This window comes from Streptomyces sp. NPDC020362 (genome assembly GCF_040642095.1).
GTDB lineage: Bacteria > Actinomycetota > Actinomycetes > Streptomycetales > Streptomycetaceae > Streptomyces.
This window is the reverse complement of sequence record NZ_JBFAET010000089.1, coordinates 1-24,283: the sequence shown is the minus strand read 5'-3', so window position 1 is coordinate 24,283 and position 24,283 is coordinate 1. Positions and strand designations below refer to the sequence as shown.

The window sequence follows — 24,283 nt, the reverse complement described above, 5'->3', positions numbered from 1 at the left end:
GTCTACCTGCCGAGTTCGTTGTCAAGTGCTGCGAAGAGTTCGTCGTCGGTTGCCAGGTCGAGATCGGCGCCGTCGGGGCCGCCGTCCACCGTCCGAAGCAGGCCGCGCAGTCGCGCGGCGTACGTTCCTGCCGGTCCGTCGCCGTCCGACGGGCCGGCGGCCGAGAGGGCGGCCTCAAGTGCGTCCAGGGCTGCCTGGACCGGGTCTGCCACTTCGCCGACCAGCTCGCCCCGCAGGCATTCGGCGACGGCTTGGGTGGTCGGGTGGTCGAAGACGAGCGTGCTGGGCAACCGCAGTTCGGTGATGGTGTTCAGCCTGTTGCGCAGTTCGACCGCGGTGAGGGAGTCGAAGCCCAGGTCCAGCAGTCCGCGCTGGACGTCGATCGTCCGCGGGGCCGGGTGGGCCAGGACGATGCCGACCTGTTCCCTGACGAGGTCGAGCAGCAGCTGCTGCTGCTCTTCCACGTCCAGGCCCGTGAGCCGCTGCGCCAGGGGGATCTCCGCCGGAGCGGAGGCACGCCGGCCGGCTCGGCGCTCGGTGCGCACCAGGCCCCGGTACAGCTCGGGCAGTGCGTCCCCGAGGCTCCGCAGTACCGCGAGGTCGAGTGCCACCGGCGCGAGCACCGGTCGAGTCCCCGCCTCGCCGTCGGCCTGTGGCGCCTTGGCTCCGGCCAGGGCCGTGTCGAGGGCCGCGAGTGCCCGGTCGGTCGGCATCGGCAGGATCCCGTTGCGTGCGAGCCTGGCCCGGTCGGCACGGTCGAGGTGGCTCGCCATCCCGTCCTGCCACATACCCCAGGCGAGGGACACGGCGGGCAGGCCCTCGGCGCGCCGGTATTCGGCGAGCGCGTCCAGGAAGGTGTTGCCGGCGGCGTAGTTGGCCTGTCCGGCGTTGCCCACCAGGCCGGCGACGGAAGAGAAGAGGACGAAGTCCGTCAGCTCCAGTCCGGCGGTCAGCTCGTGCAGGTTCCAGGCGGCTTCCACCTTCGGCCGCAGGACCCGGGAGAGGCTCTCCGGGCTCATGGCCTCCAGCGTGGCGTCCTCGACGACTCCGGCCGCGTGCACGACCGCGGTGAGCGGGTGCTCGTCCGGGATCGAGGCGAGCAGCCCGGCCAGCGCGTCGCGGTCGGCCGCGTCGCATGCCGCGACCCGTACGACCGCGCCGAGCGCCGTCAGTTCGGCGACCAGGTCCTCCGCCCCGCCTCGCCGGCTGGTGAGCAGCAGGCGACGGGCGCCGCGGGCGGTCACCAGGTGCCGGGCGACCTGGGCTCCGAGTGCGCCCGTGCCACCGGTGATCAGCACCGTACGCTCCGGGTCGAACGCGTCGTCGACGTCCGGGGTCCAGACCGGGTACGGGACCTTGGCGAGCCGGGTCACGTAGGCCTGCCCCTCGTGCAGTTCGAGCTGCGGTCGGGGGTCGGCCAGGGCCGCGGCCAGCAGTTCACGGCCGGCCGGCAGACCGTCCGTGATCACGTGCTGGAAACGTCCCGGGTGTTCCGACTCGGCGGTCCGCATCAGCCCGGAGAGTGCGCTGTGCGCCAGTTCCCCGGTGCTGACCACGGCGAGCCGCGCTCCGGCCGGCGCGTCGGTGGCGAGCCACTGCCGCAGTACCGCCAGCACCTCCTCCGTGACCCGGCCGGTCTCCTGCGGAGTGGCCGGGCGTACCGGAAGGACGACCACGTCGGGTGCGGCCGCGCCGTCCGCCGTCGAGGCGGCCAGGCCGGCCAGGTCGGCGTGGTGCTCGGCGACGAGTCCGAGGTCGGCCTCGCCGAGGACCACGATGGTCGTGTCGCCACCGGTGGGGAGTTCCGCACCGGCCCGCTCCACCGCGTACACGTGCTGGTCGGAGGGGCGGGTCAGCGCGGTCCCCGCCGGCAGGGCCCGCAGGGCGAGCGATGCGACGGTGGCGACCGGCGCGCCCGTCTCGTCGGCGATGCTGACCGCGACCGTTCCGTCCGGGCCGGCCGACAGCTTGACCCGCAGGGTGCCGGTCCGGGACCCGGTCAGCTGGACGCCGCCGAAGGAGAAGGGCAGCCGTAGTTCGGCCGACTCCTCCAGGAGCAGTGCGTGCAGCGCGGCGTCGAACAGTGCCGGGTGCAGGGCAAATCCATCAGGGTCGACGGACAGCCGTACCTCGGCGTAGAGGTCCTCGCCCGAACGCCATGCCGCCTGGAGGCCCTGGAGGGCGGGGCCGTAGCCGTAGCCCCGGTCGGCGAGGCGGTCGTACAGGTCCTCGACCGGCTGGGCTTCGGCGCCGGCCGGAGGCCAGGACGCGAGGTCGGGATCGGGACCGCCGGGAACGGCGGCCACCACGGCTCCGGTGGCGTGCCGGTTCCAGACGTCGCCTTCCTGGTCCCCGCGCGAGTGGACGGCGACGGGCCTGCGGCCTTCTCCGTCGGGGCCGCCGACGGTGATCTGGAGCTGGAGCGCACCCTCGTCGGGAAGGACCAGGGGTGCCTGGAGGGTGAGTTCCTCCAGGCGCTCGCAGCCGAGTGCGGCGCCCGCGTGGAGCGCGAGCTCCACCAGGGCCGTGCCCGGGACCAGCAGGGTGCCGGCGACGGCATGGTCGGCGAACCAGGGGTGGCTGCGGGCCGAGATCCGGCCGGTGAACAGGACACCGTCGGAGTCGGCGAGCGGAACCGCGGCCCCGAGCAGCGGGTGCCGTGCGGAGTCGAGTCCGGCCGAGGTGACGTCGCCGCCGGGCCCCTCCGTGAGCCAGTAGCGCTGGCGCTGGAAGGGGTAGGTCGGCAGGTCCGCGGCCGGTCCGGCGTTCTCGCCGAACAGTGCGCGCCAGTCCACCGGCACGCCCCGTACGTGGGCGTGGGCCAGGGCGGTCACGGCGGTGTGCGGCTCGTGGCGCCCGCCACGCAGCACCGGGACCAGGAGCGATCCCGCGTCGAGGAAGTCCTGCCCCATCGCGCTGAGCACGCCGTCCGGGCCGAGCTCCAGGAAGGTCCGTACGCCTTCGGCTTCCAGGGCGCGTGCCGCGTCCAGGAAGCGCACGGGCCGGCGGACGTGCCGGACCCAGTACTCGGGCGTGGCCAGTTCCTCGGCGCCGACCGGCTGCCCGGTCAGGGTGGAGACGATCGGGATGGTGGGCGCGGCGAACGTGAGCCCCTTCGCGACCGTCTGGAATTCGTCCAGCATCGCGTCCATGTGCGGGGAGTGGAAGGCGTGGCTGACGCGCAGTTGCTTGGTCTTGCGTCCCTGGGCGGAGAGTTCGGCTCCGATGGCCTCGACGGCTTCCGCGTCGCCCGAGAGCACCACGGAGGTGGGGCCGTTGACGGCGGCGATGCCCAGCAGGTCCTCCCGTCCGGCGAGCAGCGGCAGCACCTCCTGCTCCTCGGCCTGCACGGCGAGCATCGCGCCGCCGCCGGGCAGTGCCTGCATCAGCCGGCCGCGGGCCGCGACGAGCTGCGCCGCGTCCGCCAGCGAGAGGACGCCGGCGACGTGCGCGGCGGCCAGCTCACCGATGGAGTGACCCGCGAGGAAGGCCGGCCGTACGCCCCAGCCTTCGAGGAGCCGGAAGAGCGCGACCTCGGTTGCGAACAGGGCGGCCTGCGTGAAGCCGGTCTGGTCCAGCGGCGCCGGGTCCTCACCGAAGAGGACGTCGAGCAGCGGCGTTTCCAGCCATTGGTCGAGCTCTTCGCATACGGCGTCCAGGGCCTCGGCGTAGGCGGGGTAGGCGGTGTACAGCTCCCGGCCCATACCGAGTCGCTGGCTGCCCTGACCGGTGAAGAGGAAGGCCGTACGGCCGTCCACGGGTGTACCCCGCACGGTCAGTTCCGCGAATCCGTCGGCCGCTTCGGTGGCGGTGGAGGCCACCACCACGGCGCGGTGCGACAGTCCGGCCCGTCCGACGGCCAGGGTCCGGCCCGTCGATGCCAGGTCCTGCTGCCCGGTGTCGGCGAGGGCCGCGCCCACCTGGTCGGCCTGCGCCAGCAGGGCCGCGTCGTTGTGCGCGGACAGCAGCAGCGGAACGACCGGCATCGGCTCGGCCGGCGGGACCGTCCCCTCGGTCGGCGGCTGCTCCACGATGACGTGGGCATTGGTACCGCTGATGCCGAAGGAGGACACGCCTGCCCGGCGCGGCCGCTCGGACTCGGGCCACGGCACCGCCTCGGTGAGCAGTTCCACCTCGCCGGCGGACCAGTCCACGTGCGGGCTGGGCTCGTCGATGTGAAGGCTCTTGGGGAGCACCCCGTGCTGCATCGCCATGACCATCTTGATGACACCGGCCACACCGGCGGCGGCCTGGGAGTGTCCGATGTTGGACTTCAGGGAGCCCATCAGGAGGGGGGACGGGCGCTCCTGCCCGTAGGTGGCGAGTACGGCCCGGGCCTCGATCGGGTCGCCCAGCGTGGTGCCGGTGCCGTGGGCCTCCAGCGCGTCCACGTCCGCGGTGGTCAGGCCCGCGTTGGTCAGGGCCTGACGGATCACCCGCTCCTGGGCGGGGCCGTTGGGAGCGGTGAGGCCGTTGCTTGCACCGTCCTGGTTGACTGCGGTTCCGCGGATCACACCGAGGATCCGGCGGCCGTTGCGCTGTGCGTCGGAGAGTCGCTCCAGCAGGAGGATTCCGGCGCCCTCGGCCCAGGCCGCCCCGTCCGCCTGCGCGGAGAAGGACTTGCATCGGCCGTCCGGCGCCAGTCCGCGCTGCCGGCTGAACTCGACGAACAGGGTCGGAGCGGCCAGTACGGTCACACCGCCGGCCAGGGCCAGCCCGCACTCGCCGTTCCGCAGCGCCTGGGCGGCGAGGTGGACGGAGACGAGCGAGGAGGAGCAGGCGGTGTCGACGGTGATCGCCGGTCCCTGCAGGCCGAAGGTGTAGGCGACGCGGCCGGAGGCGACACTGACCGTGCTGCCGACCGACAGGTAGCCCTCCAAGGCCTCGGGGGCGTCCTTCAGGCGTGCCGCGTAGTCGTTGGCCATGACACCGGCGAACACACCGGTCTGGCTGCCCTTGAGAGAGGTCGGGTCGATGCCCGCGCGCTCGAAGGCCTCCCAGCAGATTTCCAGCAGCAGGCGCTGCTGCGGGTCGATGGCGGTGGCCTCCCGTGCGCTCACCCCGAAGAGCTCGGGGTCGAACTGCGGAGCCTCGTAGAGGAATCCGCCGTGCCGGGTGTACGAGGTGCCCACGTGGTCGGGGTCCGTGTCGTACAGGCCGTCCAGGTCCCAGCCGCGGTCGTTCGGGAACGGGCCGATGGCGTCCCGCTCGTCGGACAGCAGCGCCCACAGCTCCTCCGGGGAGCTGACCTCGCCCGGGTAGCGGCAGGCCATCGCGACGATCGCGATCGGCTCGTCGGAGGCGCCGACGACCGGTTCGGCCTCGGCCACCGCGGCGGCCGAGCCGAGCAGTTCGGTCCGCAGGAAGCCGGCCAGCTCGACCGTGTTCGGGTAGTCGAACACCAGCGTCGCGGGCAGCTTCAGACCTGCGGCCGCGTTCAGCCGGTTGCGCAGTTCCACTGCCTTGAGCGAGTCGAAGCCCAGCTCGTTGAAGGCGCGGTCGGGCGCGACCTGGTCGGCGTCGGTGTGCCCCAGTACGGAGGCCACCACGCCGCGGACCAGTTCCAGCAGCGCGCGCTCCTGGTCCTGGAGGGCCAGGGGCGCCAGGCGTTCCTGGAGGGAGTTCCCGCCCGCCTGCTCGCCGACGGCGGCGCGCCGCGCCGGACGCACCAGGCCGTGGAAGAGCGCGGGCAGGGTGCCGTCCTCGCTCTGTGCCCGCAGTCCGGTGTAGTCCAGCAGCGCCGGAACGAGCACCGGCCGACGGGTCGCAAGGGCCGCGTCGAACAGCGCCAGCCCCTGCTCGCTGCCGATCGGGGCGATGCCGCCCCGGGACATGCGGGCGAGGTCGGCGTCGGTCAGGTGACCGGTCATCCCGCTGCCCTCGGCCCACAGGCCCCAGGCCAGCGACGTACCGGGCAGGCCCAGGGCCTGGCGGTGGTGCGCGAGGGCGTCCAGATAGGTGTTGGCCGCGGCGTAGTTGGCCTGTCCCGCGGTGCCGACCGTACCGGCCAGCGAGGAGAACAGGACGAACGCGTCCAGCTCCAGGTCGGCCGTCAGCTCGTGCAGGTGCCGGGCGGCATCGACCTTGGGACGCAGTACGGTGTCGAGCTGCTCGGCCGTGAGGGCGTGCAGCGTGCCGTCGTCGAGGACGCCGGCGGTGTGCAGGACCGCGGTGAGCGGGTGCTCCGAGGGGATCGCGTCCAGCATCGCGGCGACCGCCATGCGGTCGGCCGTGTCACAGGCGACCACGGTCACGTCGGCTCCGTGGGCCGTGAGTTCGGCCTCCAGCTCCAGCATGCCCGCCGCGTCCCGGCCGCGGCGGCTCGCCAGCAGCAGGTGCCGTACGCCGTGTTCGGCGACGAGGTGGCGGGCGAACAGCTGGCCCAGGGTGCCGGTGGCGCCTGTGATGAGCACGGTGCCCTCGGGGTTCAGGGCGGGCACGGTGTCGCCCGTCGTCGGCGACTTGACCAGCCGCGGTACGAGCAGTGCACCGTCCCGCAGGCTCACCTGCGCTTCCGGTACGGCCAGCGCACGGCCGAGCTCGGCCTCGGAGAGGTCCCAGTCCGTCAGGTCCAGCAGGCCGAACCGGTGGGGGTTCTCGGCCATGGCGGTACGCACCAGCCCCCAGACGGGAGCCGAGCCGAGGCCGGCATCCGTGCGGGCGGTGGTCGCGTCACGGGTCACGAAGACCAGGCGCGAGTCGGCGAACCGCTCCTCGGCGAGCCACTCCTGGGCCAGCCGCAGGGCGCGGTGTGCCACGGCGACGGGGCCGTCCTCGCCGGGGAAGGGAACCACGACGAGCGGCGGGGTTCCGACGATGCCGGCGAGGTCCGAGTAGCTCCCCAGAGGGGCGGGCAGACCGTGGCCGGACTCGTCGAGGACGGCCCAGCCGACGGCCGGGGCGGCCTCCGGGGCGGTCGTCCACTCCACCTGGAGCAGCGGCTGGCGCGGGGTGCCCGAGCCGGCCAGCTGCGCGGGGTCGACGGCCCGCAGGCCGAGCGTCTTCACCGAGGCGATCGGTGCACCGCTCGCGTCGGCGAGGGACAGGGCGGCACCCGAGCCTTCCGGGGTGATCCGTACGCGCAGCACGCTGGCGTTCACCGCGTGCAGCCGAACGCCGGTCCAGGCGAACGGCAGCACCAGGCGGCCGCCCTCCGCGAGCGCCAGCGGGTGCAGGGCGGCGTCGAGGAGGGCCGGGTGGATCCCGAATTCGCCCACGGGGACGTCCTTCGGGAGCGCGACCTCGGCGAACATCTCCTGTCCTGCGCGCCACAGCGCCCGCAGGCCCTGGAAGGTGGGTCCGTACTGGAAGCCCCGCTCGGCGAGCGTGTCGTACGCCGCCGTGAGGTCGACCGGCTCGGCGCCGGCCGGGGGCCAGGCGGTGTCGGCCGGTACGCCGGCACGTCCTTCCGCGTGGCCCAGTACGCCGGTGGCGTGCAGGGTCCACGGGTGGATCGGGGCGTCGTCGGACTCGGGCTCCGGGCGTGAGTGGACCGACAGTGCGCGCCGGCCCTCCTCGTCCGGAGCGTCGATCACGACCTGGAGCTGCACTCCACCTCGGCCGGCCAGCACCAGCGGTGCCTGGAGGGTCAGCTCGTCGAGCTGGTCGAGGCCCGTGTGGTCACCCGCCCGGATGGCGAGGTCCACGAAGGCGGTACCGGGGAGCAGCACGGTGCCGGCCACGGCGTGGTCCGCCAGCCAGGGCTGCGTGTTCAGGGCGATCCTGCTGCTCAGGACCAGCTTGTCCTCGTCGGCCATCCAGAGCGCGGCGCCGATGAGCGGGTGGCGCTCGGCGGCCATGCCGAGCCCGCCCGCGTCCCCGGCCGGCGCCGGGCCCTCCAGCCAGTGGCGCCGGCGCTGGAAGGGGTAGGTCGGCAGGTCGACGACCGCGCCGGGTCCGCCGACCACGGCAGCCCAGTCGAGCGGGGCGCCCGAGACGTGGGCCTGCGCCGCGGAGGCGAGGAAGTCGTCGAGCCCACCCTCGTCACGGTGGAGCGAGGGCACGGTGACGGCGCTGTCGTACGGCGTGTCGTCGATCGTCTCCTGGAGCGCGATGGTCAGCACCGGGTGGGCGCTGGCCTCGATGAAGACGCGGTGGCCCTGGTCGAGCAGGGTCCGGGTGGCCTCCTCCAGCTGGACGGTCTGGCGGAGGTTGCGGAACCAGTACGAGCCGTCGAGCTCCGTGCCGTCCAGCGGCTGCCCGGTGACGGTGGAGAGGAAGGGCACCTTGACGTCGCGCGGGGTGAGCGAGGACAGGGCGTCCAGAAGCTCGTCCCGCAGGCTTTCGACGTGGGCGGAGTGGGAGGCGTAGTCGACCGGGATGCGCTTGGCACGCACATCGCTGGCCTTGCAGTAGGCAATCATCTCCTCGAGAGCGGCCACCTCTCCGGCGACCACCACGGAACGCGGGCCGTTGTGTGCGGCGATGTCGATGGCGCCGTCCCAACGGGTGATGAGCTCGCGGACCTCGTCGGCCGGCAGGGCCACCGAGACCATGCCGCCCGTACCCGCCAGCTTCACGATCGCCCGGCTGCGCAACGCCACGACCTTCGCCGCGTCGTCCAGCGACAGCGCCCCCGACACCGCGGCCGCCGCGATCTCACCCTGCGAGTGACCGATCACCGCATCCGGCTCGATACCCACCGAACGCCACAACGCGGCCAGGGACACCATCACCGCCCACAACGTCGGCTGCACCACCTCCACCCGATCGAAACCGGGCGCACCCTCCACACCGCGCAGGACGTCCAGCAGCGACCAGTCCGTGAACGGCGCCAGCGCCCGCTCACACTCCACCAGCCGGGCGGCGAACACCGGGGAGGAGTCGAAGAGTTCCAGAGCCATGCCCTGCCACTGCGAACCCTGACCCGGGAACACGAACACCGTCTTGCCCGAGCCCGTGACCGCGCCCTGCACCAGGTTCGCCGCGGACCCACCCGAGGCCAGCGCCTCAAGACCCGCCAACAGCTCATCCCGGCCGGCGCCCGAAACCGTCGCCCGGAAGGGGAGGTGCGGGACCCGGGTCGCGAGAGCCGAAGCCACCCGCACCGGGTCGACGATCTCCGAGGCCAGCAGCTCACGCACCTGGCCGGCACGCGCCGCCAGGGCCACCTCGCTCTTCGCCGAGACCACCAGCGGAAGGCCCGCCACCACCGGCTCACCGGCCACGACCGGCTCCGGGCCCTGCTCCAGGACCACATGCGCGTTCGTACCACTGATACCGAACGAGGACACGGCCGCGCGACGCGGACGCGCCACCTCCGGCCACGCCCGACGCTCGGTGACCAGCTCCACCGCACCCGTCGACCAGTCGACGTGCGGCGTCGGCTCGTCCACGTGCAGCGTCGGCGGAAGCTCACCGTTGCGCATCGCCATCAGCATCTTGATGATGCCCGCGACACCCGCGGCAGCCTGCGTGTGACCGATGTTCGACTTGATCGATCCCAGACGCAGCGGCTCTTCGCGGTCCTGGCCGTAGGTGGCCAGCAGCGCGTTGGCCTCGATCGGGTCACCGAGCCGCGTACCGGTGCCGTGCGCCTCGACCGCGTCCACCTCGTGCGGAGCGAGGCGGGCGTTGGCGAGGGCCTGGCGGATGACGCGTTCCTGCGAGGGCCCGTTGGGGGCGGTGAGGCCGTTGCTCGCACCGTCCTGGTTGACCGCGGAACCACGGATCACACCAAGGATGTTGTGCCCGAGCCGCTGAGCGTCCGACAGACGCTCCAGCACCAGCATGCCCGCGCCCTCGGCCCAACCCGTACCGTCCGCCGAAGCCGCGAACGACTTGCAGGTCCCGTCCGGCGACAGACCACGCTGACGCGAGAACTCGACAAAGGTCGTTGGCGTGGACATCACGGTGACACCGCCGGCGAGTGCCATCGAGCACTCGCCCTGGCGCAGCGCCTGAGCGGCCAGGTGCACCGCTACCAGCGACGAGGAACACGCCGTGTCCAGCGTCACCGCCGGCCCCTCAAAACCGAACGTGTAAGACACCCGGCCCGACAGGACACTCGAGATCGTGCCCGTCAGCAAATGCCCCTCGAAGCCCTCCGGAGCACTCCCCAGCCGCGACCCGTAGTCGTTGTACATCACACCCGCGTAGACACCGGTCGAGGAACCGCGCAGCGAGGCGGGGTCGACTCCCGCACGCTCCAGCGCCTCCCACGCGACCTCCAGCAGCACACGCTGCTGCGGGTCGGTCGCGATCGCCTCACGCGGACTCAGACCGAAGAACTCGGCATCGAACTCGGCGGCCTCGTAGAGGAATCCGCCCTTGCGCGTGTACGACTTGCCGATCTTCTCGGGGTCCGGGTCGAAGAGGCCTTCCACGTCCCAGCCGCGGTCGGACGGGAACTCGTCGATCGCGTCCCGGCCCTCCGCCACGAGCCGCCACAGGTCCTCCGGCGAGGAGACCCCGCCCGGGTAGCGGCAACCCATACCGACCACGGCGATAGGCTCGTCCAGTCCCGGGGCGTGGGCGGCCACCGACGGGACGACGGCCGTTCCGGTCGCATCGAGCCGGTCCAGCAGGAAGTCCGCCACCGCCTGGGGCGACGGGTGGTCGAACACGAGGGTGGTGGGCAGTCGCAGCCCGGTCACCGAGTTGAGCCGGTTGCGCAATTCGACAGCCGTGAGGGAGTCGAAGCCGATGTCCATGAAGGCCTTGGCCGGGTCGATGTCGGCGTTGGCCCCGTGCCCGAGAACCAGCCCCACGGTCTCCCGTACGGTCTGGAGCACGGCCTGCGCCCGCTCCTGCGCGGACAGCGCGATCAGCCGCTGGACCCACGACGAGTCGGCGCCGCGGGCGGCGCCGGCCACCTGCCGGCGGCGGACGCGGACCAGGCTGGTGAACAGCTCGGGGAGCGCGTTCTCCTCGGCCCGGGCGCGCAGGGCGCCCAGGTCGAGTTCGGCGGGGACCAGCAGCGGCTCCGCCGAGGCGAGCGCCGCGTCGAACAGCTCGAGACCCAGTTCCGGGGTCAACGGGACGATTCCGCTCCGCTTCCACCGCGCGACGTCGGCATCGGCGAGGGTTCCGGCCATGCCGTCGGCGCTGTCCCACAGGCTCCACGCGAGGGAGGTGGCGGGCAGGTTCTGGGCGCGGCGGTGCTGCGCGACGGCATCGAGGAAGGTGTTCGCGGCAGCGTAGTTGGCCTGGCCGGCGCTGCCCATGAGACCCGCGAGGGACGAGAACATGACGAACGAGGCGAGGCCGAGCGACTCGGTGAGGCGGTGGAGGTTCCAGGCCGCGTCCACCTTCGGACGCATCACCCGCTCCAGCTGACCGGCCGACAGCGACGCGACCGTCGCATCGTCCAGGACACCCGCCGTATGCACCACGGCAGTCAGCGGACGCTCGACCGCGACCTCATCCAACAGACCCGCCAGCGCGTCGAAGTCCGACACGTCACACGCCGCCACCCAAGCCCGCGCACCCAACTCCGCCAGCTCCGCCACGAACTCGGCAGCACCCGGAGTCTCATCACCACGACGCGACACCAACAGCAGGTGCCGCGCACCGTGATGTGTCACCAACCGACGCGCCACCAGACGGCCCAACGTACCCAGAGCACCGGTCACCAGGACCGTACCCTCCGGATCCAGACCCTCCACCACACCCGCCACGACACCCGCAGCACGCGCCAGACGCGGCACGAACAACCCGCCACCCCGCACCGCCACCTCAGGCTCACCCGAAGCCAGCACGGCAGGCAGCAACTCCGGACCACCCTCATCCACGTGGGCGAGGACCAGTCGGTCGGGCTGCTCGGTCTGCGCAGTGCGGATCAGGCCCACGAGCGGGGCCGTGTGCAGCGCGCCGTCCGGCACGACGAGGACGAGGCGGCTCTCCGCGAACTGCGGGGCGGCCAGCCATTCCCGCACCGCCTCCAGCCCGCGCGCCGCCGTGGCGTGGGTCTGGTCGAGTACATCACCGGTGGTGCCTACGACGAGCTCCTGCTCGCCGATCACCACGAACTCCGGTACGGCAGATCCGGCGTCGACCGCGGCGCTGAGCGCGGCGAGGTCGGCGTAGGGCGCCTCGCCCAGCCGGACCCACCGCTGGTCGGCGACCGGCTCGGCCGCCGGGACGGCCTCCCAGGCCACCCGGTACAGGGACTCCACGGCCGGGCCGGCAACGGCGAGCTGATCGCGGGCGATCGGCCGCAGGGCGACCGACTCGATCGCCGCCACCGGAGCGCCGGCGCCGTCGGCGAGAGCGAGACGGGCCGTGTCCTGGCCGGTACGGGTCCAGCGGACGCGCAGCACCGTGGCACCGACCGCGTGCAGCACGAAGCCCGAGAACGAGAACGGCAGACGGATCGTGCTGTCGTCCTGCGCCGAGGCCGCGGCCTCCAGCACGAGCGGGTGCAGAACCGCGTCCAGGACGGCGGGGTGCACGCCGAAGCGCGCGGCTTCGGTGTGGAGCTGGTCGGGCAGAGCGACCTCGGCGAAGAGGTCGTCGCCTGCGCGCCAGGCGGCGCGCAAGCCGTGGAAGGCCGGCCCGTAGCCGTAGCCCAGGTCGTCGAGGCGGTCGTAGACGCCGTCCAGCGGGATGGGGGTGCCATCGGCCGGGGGCCACTGGTCCAGGGAAACGCCCGGCGAGGGGACGGCGGACGTGAGCAGGCCGGCCGCGTGGGCGGTCCACTGCTCTTCGCCGGTCCGCGAGTACACGGTGAACTGACGATCGCCGCGCGCGTCGGCCCGGTCGACGGTCAGCCGCAGCTGAGCGCCCGTCTTCTCCGAGAGGATCAGGGGTGCCTGGAGGGTGAGTTCCTCGACGGTGGCGTAACCCAGCTGCTCGGCCGCGGTGCCCGCGAGCTCCAGGAACGCCGTCCCGGGAACCAGGACCGTCCCACCCATCGCGTGATCAGCCAGCCACGGATGCGAGGACAACGACACCGAGGCCGAGAACTGCACCGCATCGCCATCCGGCTCCGTGATCACCGCAGCCAACAACGGATGATCCACAGCAGTCAGACCCAGACCCGCCGCATCACCGGAACGCGGCGCATCCAACCAGAAACGCTCACGCTGGAACGCGTACGTCGGCAGCTCCACCACACCGGAACCCGGCAGGAATCCCTCCCAGTCCACACCCACACCGTGTGCGTGCACAGCGCCCAAGGCGGCGAGGAGGGAGCCCTTCTCCGCACGGTCCTTGCGCAGCACCGGAACCACGACGATGCCCTCGGTGTCGGCCAGGCACTCGCCCGTCAGACCCGCAAGCGTCCCGTCGGGACCCAGCTCCACGAACGCCGTCACACCAAGACCGGCCAGCGTGGCGATGCCGTCGGCGAAACGGACCGCCGAACGGGCCTGAACAGCCCAGTACTCGGCAGTGAACTCCTCAACCACCTCACCGGTGACATTCGAAACGACCGGGATCCGGGGAGCCGAATGGGTCAGCGTCCGGGCGACCTCGGTGAGCTCAGCCAGCATTCCGTCCAGGTGCGCGGAGTGGAAAGCATGGCTCACCTTCAGCCGCGTCGCCTTCACACCCTCCCCGCGAGCCAGCTCCAGGACTTCGAGCACTGCCGTCTCGTCACCCGAAATCACGGTGCTGGCAGGGCTGTTGAACCCGGCCACTTCAACACCGGAACGACCCTCAAGCCACCCGGCAACGCGCGCTTCACCCGCGTTCAGGGCAACCATCGCCCCACCCTCGGCAACACCCTCCATCAAACGCGCCCGCGCACAAACCAAACGCGCAGCGTCCTCGAGCGACAGCACACCCGCCACATGGGCCGCCGCCAGCTCACCCACCGAATGACCCACCAGATAATCCGGGGTCACCCCGTAATGAGACAGCAGACGGAACAGGGCCACCTCGACCGCGAACAACGCCGGCTGAGTGAACACCGTCCGCTGGAGCAGCTCCGGCTCACCCTCGATCACCCCGGCGAGCGAACGGTCCAAGTGGACGTCCAGCGCCCCGACAACCTCGTCGAACGCAGCCGCGAACACCGGCTCCGCCGCATACAACTCGCGGCCCATGCCCACACGCTGACTACCCTGTCCGGAGAACAGGAACGCGACCGAACCCGCCGAGACGGCCTCGCCCGGCGTCAGCGCCCGCAGAGCGTCCAGGAGTTCCTCACGGGTCTCCCCCACGACCACCGCACGGTGATCGAAACGAGCACGCGATACGGCCAGCGAACGGCCCACAGCCACGACGTCCAGCTCCGGCCGCTCCTCCAGGAACGACACCAGCCGATCCGCCTGCCCCGACAGAGCAGCCCCAGACTTGCCCGACACCACCCACGGCACCGGACCCGACACCGACAGCTCCTCCACCGGAGCTTCGATCTCCGTGACCTGCTCGACGATGAGGTGTGCGTTGGTACCGCTGATGCCGAAGGACGAGATGCCCGCCCGGCGCGGACGGTCGAGCTCCGGCCACTCCTGGGCCTGCGTCAGCAGCTCCACCGCGCCGGCCGACCAATCGACGTGCGAGGTCGGCTCGTCCACGTGCAGCGTCGCCGGGAGAACCCCGTTACGCATGGCCATGACCATCTTGATCACGCCCGCGACACCCGCCGCGGCCTGCGTGTGACCGATGTTCGACTTCAGCGAGCCGAGTCGAAGCGGCTCTTCGCGGTCCTGGCCGTAGGTGGCCAGCAGCGCCTGCGCCTCGATCGGGTCGCCGAGCTTGGTGCCCGTACCGTGCGCCTCCACCGCGTCCACCTCGGACGCCGACAGGCGGGCGTTGGCCAGCGCGGCGCGGATGACCCGCTCCTGCGAAGGCCCGTTCGGGGCCGTCAGACCGTTGCTCGCACCATCCTGGTTCACGGCGGAACCACGCATCACCGCGAGCACCTGGTGCCCGTTGCGCTCCGCGTCCGACAGCCGCTCCAGCACCAGCAGACCCACGCCCTCGGCCCAGCCCGTACCGTCCGCCGACGAGGAGAACGCCTTGCAACGCCCGTCCGGCGACAGCCCGCGCTGCCGGGAGAACTCCACGAACATGCCGGGCGTGGCCATGACGGACACACCGCCGGCGATGGCCACGGAGGACTCGCCCTGGCGCAGCGACTGCGCGGCGAGGTGGAGCGCGACGAGCGAGGACGAGCAGGCGGTGTCGACCGTCACCGCCGGGCCCTCCAGCCCGAAGGTGTAGGCCAGCCGGCCCGAGGCCACACTGGCGGTGTTGCCCGTCAGCAGGTAGCCGTCGTACCCGCCGGACGGCTCGTGCAGCCGCGGCCCGTACTCCTGTGCCGTCGCGCCCACGTACACACCGGTGCGGGTGCCGCGCAGCGCGGCGGGGTCGATGCCCGCCTGCTCGAAGGCCTCCCAGGCCGTCTCCAGCAGCAGCCGCTGCTGGGGCTCCATCGCCGCCGCCTCGCGGGGACTGATGCCGAAGAACTCGGCATCAAACCGGTCCGCATCGTGCAGGAAACCACCTTGGGTGGCGTAGGTCTTGCCGGGGCTGTCCGGATCGGGGGTGAAGAGCGAATCAAGGTCCCAGCCCCGGTTGGTCGGGAATCCGCCGACCGCATCGACCTCGCTGCTGACCAAACGCCACAGGTCCTCCGGAGAGGCGACCCCTCCCGGCAGCCGACATGCCATGCCCACGATCGCGATCGGCTCGTCAAGGGCTATGGCCTCGTACGCATCGTCATCCTGGCCCTGGTCCAGGCCGAGGAGCTGACCACCGAGGTGTTCGGCGAGTACGACCGGGGTCGGGTAGTTGAAAAGGAGGCCGGAGGGCAGCGAGAGCCCGGTGGCCCTGTTCAGCGCGTTCCGAAGCTCGACGGCCGAGAGGGAGTCGAAGCCCAGGTCCTTGAAGGTCGTGTCGATGTCCACATCGCGCGCCGATCCGTGGCCGAGCACTGCTGCCACGTGCGCACGCACCAGCTCCAGCTCATCGCCGCGCGGCGCGGACCGCTTCGGACCGCTCCGCCCTGCCGCAACGGTCCGGACCTGGACCGGCCCGGTCGCCGAACCCTCCAGCCAGAAAGGCTGACGCTGGAAGGCATACGTGGGCAGATCCACCAGACCCGAACCCGGCAGGAAGCGCTCCCACTCCACCCCCACACCGCCTGCGTGCGCCTCTGCGACCGAGGCCAGGAAACGATCCCGTCCACCGTCGTCGCGCCGCAGCGATCCGACAACAACAGTGCCGCCGACGCCGGCCCCGTCGGCCGTGTCACTGAGGGCCGCGGTCAGCACCGGGTGGGCACTGACCTCGATGAAGACGCGATGCCCGTCGTCAAGCAGAGCACGGGTGGCCTCTTCCAACTGGACGGTCCGGCGCAGGTTGCGGAACCAGTACCCGCTGTCGAGCTCCTCACCGTTCAGCGGCTGCCCGGTGACGGAGGAGAAGAACCTGATGTCACCGGTACGCGGCGTGACGTCGGCCAGCAGCTCCCGAAGCTCATCCTCCAGCACGTCGACGTGGGCGGAGTGAGAGGCGTAGTCGGCCGGAATGGTGCGGGCACGGTATCCCTTGACCTCACTTTGTGCGACGAGGTCGGCCAGGGCCTCCGGGTCGCCGGAGACGACCGTGCTCACGGGGCTGTTGTGTGCGGCGATATCGATCGCGCCGCCCCAATGGGCGATGAGCTCGCGAACCTCGTCGGCCGGTAGGGCTACCGACACCAACCCACCCGTACCGGCCAGCTTCACGACCGCCCGGCCGCGCAACGCGACGATCTTCGCCGCATCCTCGAGCGACAACGCACCAGCGACCACAGCCGCCGCGATCTCACCCTGCGATTGACCGACCACCGCATCCGGCTCGATGCCCACCGAACGCCACAACGCCGCCAACGACACCATCACCGCCCACAACGCGGGCTGCACCACATCCACCCGGCCGACATCAGGCGCACCATCCACACCGCGCAGCACATCCAGCAGCGACCAGTCCGTGAACGGCGCCAGAGCCCGCTCACACTCCACCAGCCGCCCTGCGAACACCGGGGAGGAGTCGAAGAGCTCAAGCGCCATGCCCTGCCACTGCGAACCCTGACCAGGGAAGACGAACACCGTCTTACCCGCACCACCCGGCACCGCACGACCCGACACCACACCAGCCGCAGGCACACCCGCAGCCAACGCCCGAACACCCGCCAGGAGCTCCTCGCGAGTCTCCCCCACCACCACCGCACGATGCTCGAAACGAGCACGCGACACCGCGAGCGAACGACCCACCGCCGCGACGTCCAGCCCCGGACGCCCCTCCAGGAACGACACCAGCCGCCCCGCCTGACCGGCCACGGCCTCGGCCGACTTGCCCGACACCACCCACGGCACCACACCCGAGCCGGACTCGACGCCAGGCGACTCCTCCTCCGCCGCCGACTCGGTGTGCCAGTCCGAAAGCACGACGTGGCAGTTCGTACCGCCCACACCGAACGAGCTGACACCTGCGTAGAGCGGCTCGTCCGGCCGCGGCCATGCCCCCAGGCTTCGCTGCACGGCGAGCTTCAACTCGTCGAACGGAATGTCTGGGTTGGGGGTCTCGAAGTTCAGGCTCGGCACGAGCTCGCGGTGACGGATGCAGAGCGCCGCTTTCAGCAGGCCGACGATGCCGGCGGCACCCTCAAGGTGTCCGACGTTGGTCTTCACCGATCCGACCCGCAGCTCGGCTCCGTCCACGCGGCCGTCACCGAGCACCGCGCCCAGAGCCGACGCTTCGATCGGGTCGCCCACCTTGGTACCCGTGCCGTGCAGTTCGACGTACTGCACCTGCTCCGCGGACACCTTGGCACGCTCGTACGCCTGCCGCAGGACGTCCTGCTGGCCGGCCGCACCCGGTACGGTGAGGCCCTCGGTCGTCCCGTCGTTGTTCATCGCGCTGCCGTGCAGCACGCAGTAGACCGGGTCGCCGTCTGCTACGGCGGCGTGCAGCGGCTTGAGCACCACGAACGCGCCGCCCTCACCGCGTACATATCCATTCGCCCTCGCGTCGAAAGTGAAGCTGAGACCGTCTGGTGAAAGTGCGCCGAACCTCTCCGCGCCGATGGTGCTGTCCGGCACCAAATTGAGGTTGACACCGCCGACGATGGCCATGGTGGACTCGCCGCGGCGCAGGCTCTCGACTGCCAGGTGCACGGCGACCAGTGAGGAGGACTGGCCGGTGTCCACGGCCGCACTCGGTCCGTGCAGGCCCAGGGTGTAGGAGATCCGGTTGGCAACGACGCCGCGGTTGAGACCGGTCAGGGTGTGGCGGGTGATGCCTTCGACCCCGTGCTGACGCGTGAGGGCAGCATAATCGTCGGCGATGACGCCGACGAAGACACCGGTCCGGCTATCGGCAAGACCGGACGGGAGGATCCTGGCGTCCTCCAGTGCCTCCCAGGCGAGCTCAAGCATCAGCCGCTGCTGCGGGTCCATCGACGACGCCTCATGCGGACTGATGCCGAAGAAGCCTGCATCGAAGCCGCTGACGTCCTCGAGGTAGCCCCCCGGCCGAGAGGGCAGTTCGGGGCGGCCTGCTGGGGGCGCGCCGATCGCACTGCGACCGTCGCGCAGCAGCTGCCACAGTTGCGCGGGGTTCGCCGCATGCGGCAATCGGCAGGACATACCGACGATGGCGATCGCCTCGGTCGATGTCGACGTGTCAGCTTGGAATTCAACCATGGTCGAGTCGCCCTACCTATTGTTACGTACGATGCCGGAGCGGAGGCTTAGCACCCGCAGCCGTGCCGCGGGTGCTAAGCCAATTTGATTCTGTTTCGTTTGCAGCTACGAGCTGGTGGTCAACTCGTATTTCGAGACGAGCACCCGCTTGAGAACTTTTCCGCTGGATCCCATCGGGAGAGCGTCGATGAACTCGACTCGACGAGGGTACTTATATGCAGCGAGACGCTGTTTTCCCCATTCGATGATCTCTTCATCCGATCCAGAGGTAACGCCCTCCGGCCTGGCAGGCACGACAATCGCCCAGACCTCCTCACCAAGCACAGGGTGCGGAACACCGATAACCGCCACCTGCGCCACGGCCGGATGCCCGAGGAGGATCTCCTCGATTTCGCGCGGATAGACGTTGTATCCGCCACGCAGAATCAAGTCCTTCTTACGGCCCACGACCGAAAGGTAGCCGTCGTCATCCAGCCTGCCGAGATCGCCGGTAAGGAACCAGCCGTCGATCAAAACTTCGGCGGTGATATCCGGGCGTCCGAGATATCCGGCCATGACGTTCGGACCGCGCACCACGATCTCGCCCACCTCACCGACGGGCAGGAGATCGATCCTGTCGGTATTCGGCCGAGCTATACCGACAGTGATGCCAGTGATCGGAACACCGACTGTTCCGGATCGAAAAGTCACGCCTGGATAGTGATAGGCGACGCTGCAGGAGGTCTCGGTCATCCCGTAGCCCTCGTACACAGGACATCCGAACGTGCTTCGGACATCCTCGAGGGTCTTGACCGGAAGCGCCGATCCCCCGCTGTACACGCGGTCGAGCCGAGGAACCGGCACTCCCTGGGCCACCGCATCGAGCAACTTGAAATACATGGTCGGCACGCCCATGAACACCGTGCATCGGTGTTCCGTCATCAGCGCGAGGGCCTCCCGCCCGGAGAACCTCGGCATCATGACGATGGATATACCGGCGCGGAATCCAGTCAGCATGCCGCAGATCTGACCGAAGCCGTGCGTCAGCGGCAGACACCCGAGCAATACGTCGTCACTCCGGAACATGTACGGAGTGGCGACCATCCTCTCGACGTTGTACAGAATATTCCGGTGGGTGAGCATCACCCCCTTCGGCTCACCCGTCGTACCGGACGTGTAGAACACGACCGCGACATCGTCGGGTTCCCGCACCGCGCAATCGTCGATCGGCGCTGTGTCCTGTGCCGCGTCCTCCAGGTCGACAGTGCCCGCGGGGCCCGCGCCGACGGTGAGGAGCACCGTGCCGAGCGGCTCCGCCACCTCTCTCGCCTGGGCGAGCAATGAGGCGGCGCACACCAGAAAATGGGCGTCGGCATCGGTCAGTACGTGATCGATCTCCGACGCGGTCGACATGACATTCAGCGGGATCGCGACGGCGCCGGCCGCCAGCACGCCGAAGTACACAACGGGAAACTGCGGGGTGTCGGCCAGGAGCATGGCGACCCGGTCTCCTGGCCGTACCCCGTTGGCTCGCAGCACGGAGGCGTAGCGACGCGCCTGTTCCCATAGCCACCCGTAGGTGAAATGCTCGGACTCGTAGATCACGGCCGAGTGTTCGGGTCGCTGTGCCGCCGTGTCGGCCAGCACGCCGGCAACTGACATGGTCATTACGACAGCAGTCCGTCTTTCGCGGCGGTGCGGGCGCCGCCACCGCGAAGCTCGGACGTGGACCAGTCCCGGGCACTCGCGGTCGGGATGTTCAATTCCTTCCAGATTCCATGAAGGGCGTCGGCGAATTTCTCGACATCCGTCTGATCGTGCACGGCAGAGGGAGCGATCCGCAGGATCTCCTCGCCCGCGGGCACGCTGGGGGCATTGATGGACTGGACGTAGATCCCGTGCCGCTCGAACAGCAGCTGGGACGCCCGCTTGCACAGATCGTCATCACCGACGAAGGCCGCGACGATATGGGAGTCCGTCGAAATGAACGGGATGTCGGCCGCGATCAGAAGGCTGTGCAGAAGCCGCGCATTCTCCGAGAGGAGCTTCCGCTCGACATCGGAGGACCGCAGGTACTGAACCGACGCCAGCGCACCTGCCGCGACCGCCGGCGGCAGCGAGGTGGTGAAGACGAACGAGCGCGAATAGGTCCGTACCGCGTCCACGAGGGCCGCCGGTCCCGCAATGTAGCCGCCGACCGTTCCGTAACCCTTTGCCAAGGTACCCATCACGACCGTGAACCGATCGGCGATGCCTTCCCGCGCGGCGATGCCGGCGCCCTGCGGGCCGTACATGCCGACCGCGTGGACCTCGTCGATGAAGGTCGTGGCACCGTACTTGTCCGCAATGTCGGCAATCTCGGCGAGCGGCGCAACGTTGCCCGACATGGAATAGACCGATTCCACGACGATGAGCTTCGGGCAGTCGGCGGGAGCGGCCGCGATCAATTCTTCCAGGTGGGCGACGTCGTTGTGCCTGAAGACATGCTTCTTCGCGCCGCTGTGCCGGAGACCGTCGATGATCGAGGCGTGGTTCTTCGCATCGGAAAATACGACGGTGTCCTTCGGCAGCCCCGCCAGAACGGAGAGGGATCCCTCGTTGGCCGTGTATCCCGACGTGAAAAGGAGAGCGGCTTCCTTGCCGTGCAGATCCGCCAGCTCATTTTCGAGAAGGACGTGATAGTGGTTGGTTCCACCGATATTCCGGGAACCTCCGGAGCCTACGCCATGAGTATCGATCGCGGCGTGCATGGCCGCGATGGCCTGGCGATTCTGGCCCATTCCCAGATAGTCGTTGCTGCACCAGACGCTGACTTCCGAATCCACCCCATCACGCCGCGCACTGGCCATGGGGTAATCACCGGAACGACGGCCGATCTCCAGGAACTCGCGCTTGCTTTCAGCGAGATCTTCAGCGGTGTTCCCACTCAGGTATGATGCCAGGTGAACGTTCATTCACTCGCCTTCTCGACGTAGCGGTTGGATTGACCTGCGAACCGAAAGGTCTACGCTAGGAATATTGCGACTTCAGGAGCACCTTGTCGGGCTTGCCGTTGCTATTCATCGGCAGTGCGCTCAAGACATGTATCTTCTCTGGCACGTGAATCGGGGAAAGCGTCTCAGCAATTCTCGCGCGGATGTTTTCGACTTCGACCACCTCAGCCGGATCGCATTCGATTGCGGCGTGGATGTGATCGCTTCCATCCTCGTCCTGCACGCCGTAGACGGCGGCGTGCCGGACACCCGGGTGGGAAAGAATTTCCGCCTCGAGAACTATTGGATGAACCTTGACGCCGCCGACCTTGATGACGTGGGCCACCCGACCCAGGAGAGTCAAATAGCCTCGCTCGTCGAGACGGCCGATATCTCCGGTGAAATACCAGCCGTCACGAAGAACTTGTGCAGTCAATTCCGGTTCGCCGTTATAGGCGTCCATCATCTGAGGCGAGCGGACGCGAACCTCACCGATTTCCCCAGCCGCTAGTTGCGCACCCGAATTCGAGTTGCAGACTACGACTTCCACCTCGGGGAAGGGCCGACCGACAGTGGCCGCGAGCTCCGGGTCGCCGTGCTCCTGAGGCGTCAGGACCGTGATCCGACCGCTCTCACTCGTGGCATACCCCTGCGCCAGAATGGGGCCGAAAAGCCGAAAAGCCTGTGCAATTCTAGCGGGTGCCGCGGGGCTGCCGCCGTAGACAATCCGCTTCAGCGAGGAAAGGCCCGCAGCTTCCACAGCGTCACTGTCGCGGATTCCTCGCTCGAGCAGATGGTCGATGACTTGGAACACGTGATTTGTTGCCATGAACGTCCACGAGACCTCCTTCTCCGCAGAGACGGTGTCCACGAATTTCTCGGCATCGAAGGTCTCATGGAGATAGAGCGCTCCGCCCAAGGCGAAGACTGCGTCTGCCATCGCGGCAACGCCATGGCTCAGAGGGGTCGACACCAGGATCGACGCACAGTCGTATTCACGACCGACCTCCATCCATGCACGCATGGTGGCTTCCCATGCGCGGCCCGACAACCGGATGCCCTTGGGCCGTCCCGTGCTGCCACTCGTGAAGCCGATGAAGGCTAGCGCATCCGGATCCCATGAAATGGCGTCCGGGGTATCGGCGACATCGACCCGGCCGACCTCATTGCGTTCCCCATGTTGAAGTCGCGTTACCGGGATCCCACTGCCATCAGCGAGCTCCGTCGCGCGCTCCGAACCTTCGGCATCGGCATAGATGGTCACGGCTTCGGTTTCGCGCAAGATCTGGATCTGGTGATCCAGCGGAAGGATCGTTGCCCTGGTACCAGGATTGGTGGTTCGCAAATAGCACACGGCGCCGCCGAGCAGATGTGTCGCGTACCGCACGGTGAGCATCTCAGGGCTGTTGGGTGCGACCAGAATCGCTACTACATCCCCCTTGCCCACTCCGCGGTTGCGCAGCGCAAGGAACGTTTCAGTCACGGACCGAATCAGGTCACTACCGGAGAAGGCTTCGCCACGCCAATGAACGACATCTCGATCCGGCGCGGCCGCGAGCAGCGAGAGGATCTCCGAGACATAACTTTTACTTGCACTCCACCAGTGCCCGGGCAGGCTCATGGGATCTTCCTTTGATTTCGCCAATAGCGACGTTATCCGATTGGGCGGTTCAATCTTCGCCATGCAATTGAAGTAAGCGGTAGATCGTTCGACTGGCTACAACGGAGTGTCGGAAGGCATCCCGATCTGGGTAGCCGTTCGGCGCACGCGCCGTACGGCTACCCAGGGTGTCGGCGTTCTCGATTGGGTGCGGCTCGTTTCGAGGGATGTCCTGACCTGGGGAGATGTTGATTGGTGTGTGGGCGGGCAGGTCTCTCCTTGACGAGAGGGGGCGTTGCCGGTGGGGTCGTTGTTCGATGCGATCGAGGCCGAGGAGGCCGTGGTCCGGGAGCGTGTGGAAGAACTCGAGTCCCGGGTGGCCGAGTTGACGGTGCGGCTGGAGGCCGAGCGTGAACGGCTGTCTCGGCTGGTGATCACGCGGGAGACGGCCGGCGAGCTTCTCGCGAGGACGGTCGGCGGTGATCCGGGAGAGACAGTGCGGGAGACGCCGCCGGCGGCGGAAGAGGTGTCGCCGTTCGCGGGGCGGAGCGGCGGGTCGTGGGGGTTCTGACGGTGCCGAAGTGGCGGCCGGGCCTGGAGCCGAGTGTGCTGCCACGGGTCTACCAGGACATCCTGGAGGTCGTGGGGGACGCTCCGGGGCCCGTGCGGGCCAAGCAGATCGTGCCGAGGATCGGCCTTGCGGCCGAGACCGCGAAGATCGAGGGGCACGCGCGAAGCTGAAGCGTCTGGTCGAACGGGGCCGGCTGGACGAGGACTCGCCCGGCCCGTTCACCCCGTCCCGCACCAGGACCACCGGTTCGCCCAACTCGCCCTGAACCTCGATCCATCGCGTGCATTCTGATCAGGGGTGTCGGGCGGGTTCGGGGTGGTCTTTCGGGTGCGGGGAGCAGGGTGTGCCGGGTGGCCGTCCGGTGCGGGTTCTCCGACAGGCGTCCTCGGCGATGCCCGCGATCGCCTCACGGATCTTCTTCCTGACCGCGACCGCGAGCGCGAGCGCGAGCGAGAACCGTGCACCGGCTGTGCGGCAGATCTGGACGGCCTTGTGGGAGAAGTACGCGGAATCGGCGCGGACTACGCGGAATCGGCGCGGACGATGATCTGGGCGGTGATGCCCATCGCCCGCACGGTGGCCG

The 24,283-nt window shown here is 69.6% G+C and carries 6 protein-coding genes; 2 read left to right on the top strand and 4 right to left on the bottom strand.

What is annotated here, in order from left to right:
• Nucleotides 1–2: 2 nt before the first annotated feature.
• The 4 genes from AB0H32_RS27420 to AB0H32_RS27405 form a co-directional block, all read right to left on the bottom strand.
• Nucleotides 3–18,578, bottom strand: coding sequence for a type I polyketide synthase (locus AB0H32_RS27420; RefSeq protein WP_361125340.1), 18,576 nt, complete (start codon nt 18,576–18,578; stop codon nt 3–5).
• Between the two features lie 105 nt (nt 18,579–18,683).
• Complete coding sequence (locus AB0H32_RS27415) at nt 18,684–20,225, bottom strand: long-chain fatty acid--CoA ligase (RefSeq protein ID WP_361125338.1); 1,542 nt, start codon at nt 20,223–20,225, stop codon at nt 18,684–18,686.
• Nucleotides 20,225–21,511: a 5-aminolevulinate synthase gene (gene hemA, locus AB0H32_RS27410; RefSeq protein ID WP_361125336.1), complete on the bottom strand. Its 1,287-nt coding sequence runs from the start codon at nt 21,509–21,511 to the stop codon at nt 20,225–20,227. Before hemA ends, AB0H32_RS27415 begins: the two co-directional genes overlap by 1 nt.
• A gap of 55 nt (nt 21,512–21,566) precedes the next feature.
• Complete coding sequence (locus AB0H32_RS27405) at nt 21,567–23,213, bottom strand: long-chain fatty acid--CoA ligase (RefSeq protein WP_361125334.1); 1,647 nt, start codon at nt 23,211–23,213, stop codon at nt 21,567–21,569.
• A gap of 217 nt (nt 23,214–23,430) precedes the next feature.
• Here AB0H32_RS27405 and AB0H32_RS27400 point away from each other — a divergent pair, with 217 nt between their 5' ends.
• Together AB0H32_RS27400 and AB0H32_RS27395 are read left to right on the top strand one after the other, a co-directional pair.
• The gene (locus AB0H32_RS27400; protein WP_361125332.1) at nt 23,431–23,700 is read left to right on the top strand and encodes a hypothetical protein; all 270 of its coding nucleotides are present in this window, start codon (nt 23,431–23,433) and stop codon (nt 23,698–23,700) included.
• Nucleotides 23,688–23,870, top strand: a complete 183-nt coding sequence (locus tag AB0H32_RS27395; protein ID WP_361125330.1) for a hypothetical protein — start codon at nt 23,688–23,690, stop codon at nt 23,868–23,870. The genes AB0H32_RS27400 and AB0H32_RS27395 overlap by 13 nt, the downstream gene beginning before the upstream one ends.
• Nucleotides 23,871–24,283 lie beyond the last annotated feature (413 nt).

Coding starts and splice junctions, on each gene's coding strand:
- AB0H32_RS27405 (WP_361125334.1), bottom strand. CDS start 23,213: ATGGCGAAGATTGAACCGCCCAATCGGATAACGTCGCTATTGGCGAAA.
- AB0H32_RS27415 (WP_361125338.1), bottom strand. CDS start 20,225: ATGACCATGTCAGTTGCCGGCGTGCTGGCCGACACGGCGGCACAGCGA.
- hemA (WP_361125336.1), bottom strand. CDS start 21,511: ATGAACGTTCACCTGGCATCATACCTGAGTGGGAACACCGCTGAAGAT.
- AB0H32_RS27420 (WP_361125340.1), bottom strand. CDS start 18,578: ATGGTTGAATTCCAAGCTGACACGTCGACATCGACCGAGGCGATCGCC.